This window comes from Aquabacterium sp. (assembly GCF_004297345.1).
In the GTDB taxonomy this organism is placed as follows: domain Bacteria; phylum Pseudomonadota; class Gammaproteobacteria; order Burkholderiales; family Burkholderiaceae_C; genus Aquabacterium.
In genome coordinates, this window is sequence record NZ_SCTN01000315.1 from 1 (window position 1) to 6,262 (window position 6,262).

Consider the following 6,262-nt stretch of genomic DNA (forward strand, 5'->3'; position numbering starts at 1 on the left):
CGTCACAACCCCCCTCCATCAGGGCCTTGGCCTGGTCGTAATAGGCCTGGCGCAGGGTGTCGAAATCCACATTGCGGGCGCCGGGGTCGTTCACGTCCGGACTGATGCTGGCGGTCTTGGGGGTCGGGCCGATGGCGCCGGCGGCGAAACGGGGCTTGTCCGGCGTGCTGTACTTGTCGCAGCATTCGCGGGCAAGGCGGGCGGCAGCCACGTTCATCTCGTAAGCCAGCTCGGGCAGGTCGTAGTCGTCCTGGGCCACGGTGGTGGCACCGAAAGTGTTGGTCTCGATCAGGTCCGCACCGGCAGCCAGGTACTGCTCGTGGATCTCGCGGATCACTTCGGGCTTGGTCAGCTGCAGCAGCTCGTTGTTGCCCTTGAGGTCCTTGGCGTGATCGGCAAAACGGGTGCCGCGGTAATCGGCCTCGCCCAGCTTGTAGCGCTGGATCATGGTGCCCATGGCGCCGTCGAGCACGACGATGCGCTGGCGCATGATGTCCGGCAACTGGGCTGCACGGGTATAGGGGCGGCGGGCGACGGGCGCGAGGGTGGCGGGCGTGTTCATCCAGCCATTTTAAGAGCTTGTGCCGCTCGCGTCCGCATCATCCTTGTTAAACACCGAAGGGTGGAAGTTCGGCCGCCTGGATGGCAACTCATCACCTGAAGCCCACAGGAACAGGTTTTTCGCAGGCATGGGCTTGGCAAACAGAAATCCCTGGAGCTCATTGCAGCCCTGGCGCATCAGGATGCTTTGCTGGGCCTCGGTCTCCACGCCTTCTGCCACCACACTCAAGCCCAGCGCATGCGCCAGCTTGATGACCGCCCGCACGATGGCCTTGGCGTCTTCTTCCTTGTCCACATCCTGCACAAAGCTGCGATCGATCTTGAGCTGGGTGGCCGGCAGCTTGCGCAGATAGCTCAGACTGGAATAACCCGTGCCAAAGTCGTCGATGGACAAGTGCACGCCGATCTGCGAGAGGCGCTCGAAAATGCGCAGGGAAGCCTTGGCATCTTCCATCGCGGCCGACTCGGTCACCTCGAAGGTGATCAGCTCGGCCGGCACCCTGTAGCGGGTCAGTGATTCCTGGATCTTTTCAACCAGATCGGATTGCCGCAACTGGTGCACGGACAGGTTGATGGCCACATGCATGCTCAAGCCCTGATCCAGCCAGGCCCGCACCTGCCGACAGGCATCGTCCGTGACCCATTGCCCCAATGCGCCGATCAGGCCAAAGCGCTCGGCAATCGGGATGAACACCGCCGGGCTGACCATGCCGCGCTCGGGATGGTGCCACCGCAGCAGGGCCTCCGCCCCGGTGAGATCGCCTGTGCGGCCATCGATCTTGGGCTGGTAATACAGCTCCAGGCCGGTGTGGCTTTCGATCGCACGGCGCAAGTCGCGTTGCAGATCGATGGTGCCTTGCGCATCGTGGTCCATGCTGGCATCGAAGAAGCAATGCATGTTGCCGCCTGAATGCTTGGCGGCCAGCATGGCGGCATCAGCGCGGGCAATCAGCTTGGCCCGTGGCCCGTGCTCGGGATACATCACGATGCCAATGGAGCACGACAGACGCACCTCACGCCCGGCCACCACGTACGGGATCTGAAGTTTATGGCGCACGCGATCAGCCACCAAGGCTGCCGATGCGCTGTCCGGATCGCCATCGAGCAGCATGAGGAACTCATCCGCGCCCATTCGGGCAATGGTGTCCGTGCCCCGGCCCATGCTGGCCAGGCGATGCCCGACCTCACGCAGCAAGGCGTCGCCACTGGCATAGCCAAAAGAATCGTTCACCGGCTTGAAGCCATCCAGATCGATGTAGAGCAAGGCCAGGTGGCGCTGGCGGGCTTCAGCGCGCATGACGGCTGCGGCCAGCTGATCTTCCAGCCACAAACGCGTGGACAGGCCCGTCAACGGATCCAGAACCTGATTCGTCGGCTTATCGGGTGCAGGAACCGGTGGCGGCGCACGGCCATGTCCTTGCTGTGCATCGGCACTTCTCTGGCGGGCGTCCAGCCAGGCGCGCAGGATCGACATCAACACCGCCACCACGACAAGGGCGGCGAGCATCCACCACCATTGCATCGATGACGGTTGATCAGGGCTCATGAACCAGCAGCCTCCAGCTCTGACCAGCAACGCCGGTCTTCCTCTTCCAGACCTGCGTGGACGTGCACCGCCTCATTGGCCGAGGGCACGCTCGTTCCACGCTGAACCAACCAGGCCAGCAAGGCGCTCTCGGGCATGGGCTTGGCAAACAAATAGCCTTGAAGCTCATCACACTGGAGACGCGCCAATATCTGCGCCTGCTCTTGCGTTTCGACGCCTTCGGCCACAACCTTGAGGCCCAGCGCGTGCGAAAGCCGCACGACCGCCTCCACGATCGCCTGCGCATCCAGGCTGGATGCCAGATCCTTCACAAAACTGCGGTCGATCTTGAGCTGGCGCGCAGGCAGGCGGCGCAGGTAGCTCAGGCTGGAATAGCCCGTCCCGAAGTCGTCAATCGACAGGCGCACACCGATGTCATCGAGCATGTCGAAGACGCGCAAGGAGGCGTCGATGTCGTCCATGGCGGCCGATTCCGTGATCTCCATGATCAACATGCGAGCGGGCACACGGTGGCGCTTGAGCGCATCGCGCACGCGCAACTCCAGATCAGGCTGGCGCAACTGATGCGCCGACAGGTTGATGGCCACAGGCACATTGAGCCCGGCCTCATGCCACATGCGGATATGGCGGCAGGCTTCGTTGAGCACCCACAGGCCCAGCTCGCCGATCAGGCCGAAGCGCTCGGCCACCGGGATGAACTGAACCGGGCTGACCGAACCACGCACAGGATGCGTCCATCGCAGCAGGGCTTCGACACCAGCCAGGGCGTTGTCGCTGGCGCGCAGTTTGGGCTGGAAGTGCAAGGTCAGTTCGTTGCGCTCGATCGCATGGCGCAGATCACGCTGCATCTCGACCTGATCGAGACCGGTATGGTCCATGCCCCGTTCGTACACACAGTAAACGCCACCACCAGCCTTGCGCGCCGTCAGCATCGCGTCTCGCGAGTGATGCAGCAGTTGATCCACGTTGGCACTGGCCGGGAAGTGCGCAATGCCAATGGAACAACTCAGCAAGATGTCCTGATCCTTGATGAGACAAGGCTCGTGAACCGCATCGCCCAGGCGTTGGGCCAGTTGCGCGAGCTGGTGCTCGTCGCTCAGGCCGTGGCATAAAAGCAGGTATTCATCGGTATCGGAACGCGCCAGCACATCGCGCTCCCGGACCAATGCGCGCAAACGCCCGGCCAGGAAACTGATGATCGTGTCACCCATGTCCGGGCCATAGGTTTCCACATGGCTCTTGAAGCCATCAAGGTTGAGGCGGAACACACTCAGGGCCTGGTCGCCGCTGCCCTCGCTCTCCAGCTGCAGCCTCAGCGCCTTTTCAAAGCCCTGGCGGTTGAGCAAGCCCGTGGCGGCGTCCTGTTGAGCGGCTTCTTCCAGCGCGGCCTTGGCTTGCGCCAGCGAGGCCTTCAGGGCTTCCTGTTTGTGGAAGGCGCGGTCATCCAGAACGGTACCCAAGTGCACCAGGCCCAGCAGCAACAGCACGGGCACGGTCAGCAGGAAGCGCATTGAATCCGGCGAAACCTGATCGGCACTCAGGCACACAACGGCCTCGGGCACATTCATGCCCATGAGGATCAACATCTGCCCGGCACGGAACAAGGTGGCCACAACAACGGCCACAGCGAGCGTTCGCCAGTGGCTCAAGCGCCCGCGCAAGGCCCAGCGGATGAAGATGGAGCCGATGACACAGGTGGCCAGCATGAGCACCACGGCGCTGGCGATGTAGTTGCCATCCCATTCGACTTTGGGCTGCAACACCATGGCGGAAGCATTGATGAAGGTCAGCAGGCACAAGGCTGCGGTCACCAGCACGCCGCCCGTGACCCGCATGCTGACACCCAATTGCCGATAGCAATGCATCCAGATCGTGCCCGCGCTCATTACCATCGCCGGCAACCAGGAGGCCAGGACAATCGCCTGCACGTAGCCGAGCTGCACGGGCAGTTGCAATGCAATCAGACCCAGCAGACCTTCCGCCCAGATGCCGGTACCGACACCAACGGCGCCGCCCAGCACCCAGGCAAATCCTGTATCCCGGTCATGGGCACGCGCACGGCGAACCACCAGGCTTTGCAAGTACAGCGCATACACGGCCACCACCCATGCTGCAAGCAGCGATGTGGCGTCGTAATGCGGCTCCATCCACAGATGAGACATTCGCATTTCCCCTGAGAGGCCCTACCTCCCAGGAGGACCTCGCTTTACCTGATCATTTACTTTTATTCGTGATCGGTTATCGGCGAGGGTCTGCGCTCACTTGAGCCCTCACGGGCTCACAAATCACTGACAAGTGGTCAATGCATCACGACTGGCTGTTGAGCCATGCCGGCAAAGCGCTCCAGATAGGCATCAAACTCTTCAATGCTGGGCGATGTCTCGATCAAGGCCTCGACGCCTTCCTTGAAGGATTCGGCCAATGCACCTTCGATGAACAGTTCCTTGCGGGCGAACTTGTCCACGATTTCGTAGCCGCCGCGTGTCAGGCTGTTGGCGTGGTGTTCCACGGCCAGCGTGACATCGGATGTGGGCAGCTCGATCTGTACGACCGCATAGCTGTCCGAGTTGTAAAGCATGTGCATGAACGATACTCCGTGGTCCTTCAGGCTTGCCTTGTAGGTAAGGCCAGTTTTCCCGACCTCAAGCCCATCATGACGTCTCCATCGGTGTCGTCATCCCCCAACTTGAGGGTCGAGCAAACCGCCCTCCTTCAACGCGTGGCTTTGTGCACAAGCACCCCCCTGTTTAGGTGGTGATGCGCGACCTGCGCTTGGCTGCCCCAGGGGAATTGGCATTCGCTATGCCTGGCGCTGCAGCGTCATCCCCCCACAGGGGGATATATCGCGTGGCGGAACGCTCTACATTTTTAATACGTGCTGTCACACGGTTTCAGGAAGGACACAGAACAAGACAGGTTGCGCCTTCTGGCGACACACCGATACCGGATCCAGACAAGTCATCGTCCAAAAAAGAGATTCAGGGTTTGCGCAGCCCCGCCTTCGTGGCGGGGTTTTTTTTGCCCGTTGAAATGCACAACGGGCACCCCACTCAGGCTCATGGCCGCGCAGCCAGTTGCTTTTCGATGTCCTCGATGAGCTCGCGGTCGTCGGGTGAGGTCATGCTGCTGTAGGCCTTGAGCGCCTTGCCGTCACGGCCAATCAGGTATTTGTAGAAGTTCCACTTGGGGCGTGTACCCGTGGCCTTGCGCAACTCGGCGTGCAGGGGGTTGGCCTCATCGCCCACCACGTGGCTCTTGGCGAACATGGGAAACTTCACGCCATAGGTGTTGGCGCAAAACGCAGCGATCTCCTTGGCCGAGCCGGGCTCCTGGCTGCCGAAGTCGTTGGACGGAAAGCCCAGCACCACCAGGCCCTTGTCCTTGTACTGGCTGTAGAGCGCCTCCAGACCTTTGTACTGCTTGGTGAAGCCGCAATAGCTGGCCGTGTTGACCACCAGGATGACCTGGCCGCTGTACTGGCACAAGGACTGAGGCTTCTCGTCTTGCAGGCGAGGAAAGGTCTTGTTGAGCAAGGCGGGGCAGGCCTTGTCGCTGGCGGCCGTTGGCGCGGCTTCCGGCGCTGCTGTCGCAGCGTGAGCAGACAACGAGGCCCCCACCGATGCCAGCGCGATCAAGCCGGTCATGGACAAAGCACGCAAAGCACACACAGCAGGCGAGGCAGCAAGGTTCATGGCACGGGCTTTCATGGGCATTTTCAAATGGCAGGATCAAGACAGGCTGGCAGTGTGCACTGAAGTGCTGTGCCACGCCCGCCAGCATGGTTGTTGCATCGCTCAGGCCAGACGCGCGCACCCAGCACTGTCACGGCTTTGTCCACATTCGTACTTATGGCCGTCACGAATGGCCCCTAGCCTTGCTGCGCGCCCCCACGGAGAACACCATGCTTTATCCCGAACTGTTCAAGCAACTCGAAACCGTCCGCTGGAACATGGACACCGACATCCCCTGGGATCGCTTTGATGCGTCATTGCTCAGTGATGAGCAGGCGCAGACGATCAAGATGAACGCCATCACCGAGTGGGCCGCCCTGCCTGCAACGGAAATGTTCCTGCGCGACAACCGCGATGACAGCGACTTCTGCGCCTTCATGAGCGTATGGTTCTTTGAAGAGCAGAAGCACTCGCTGGTGATGAT

The 6,262-nt window shown here is 61.4% G+C and carries 5 protein-coding genes and 1 pseudogene; 1 reads left to right on the top strand and 5 read right to left on the bottom strand.

The genetic code is table 11. From position 1 onward, the window contains the following. From EPO09_RS11170 to EPO09_RS11190, 5 genes are all read right to left on the bottom strand, one after another. A partial coding sequence (locus tag EPO09_RS11170; RefSeq protein WP_290643079.1) for a homocysteine S-methyltransferase family protein occupies positions 1-562 on the bottom strand: 562 nt, incomplete at its 3' end. A 9-nt stretch (positions 563-571) separates the two neighbouring features. Next, positions 572-2,107, bottom strand: a complete 1,536-nt coding sequence (locus EPO09_RS11175) for a bifunctional diguanylate cyclase/phosphodiesterase (RefSeq protein ID WP_290643080.1) — start codon at positions 2,105-2,107, stop codon at positions 572-574. Further along, the gene (locus tag EPO09_RS11180) at positions 2,104-4,269 is read right to left on the bottom strand and encodes an EAL domain-containing protein (RefSeq protein WP_290643081.1); all 2,166 of its coding nucleotides are present in this window, start codon (positions 4,267-4,269) and stop codon (positions 2,104-2,106) included. Before EPO09_RS11180 ends, EPO09_RS11175 begins: the two co-directional genes overlap by 4 nt. A gap of 137 nt (positions 4,270-4,406) precedes the next feature. Then, positions 4,407-4,691, bottom strand: coding sequence for a DUF3567 domain-containing protein (locus EPO09_RS11185; protein ID WP_290643082.1), 285 nt, complete (start codon positions 4,689-4,691; stop codon positions 4,407-4,409). A gap of 472 nt (positions 4,692-5,163) precedes the next feature. Then, entirely contained in the window at positions 5,164-5,751 is a 588-nt protein-coding gene (locus EPO09_RS11190) for a glutathione peroxidase (protein WP_290643083.1), read from the bottom strand. Positions 5,752-6,008: 257 nt separating this feature from the next. Between EPO09_RS11190 and EPO09_RS11195 the strand changes: the two are divergent. Further along, positions 6,009-6,262: pseudogene (locus tag EPO09_RS11195) on the top strand (ferritin-like domain-containing protein); the annotation flags it as partial.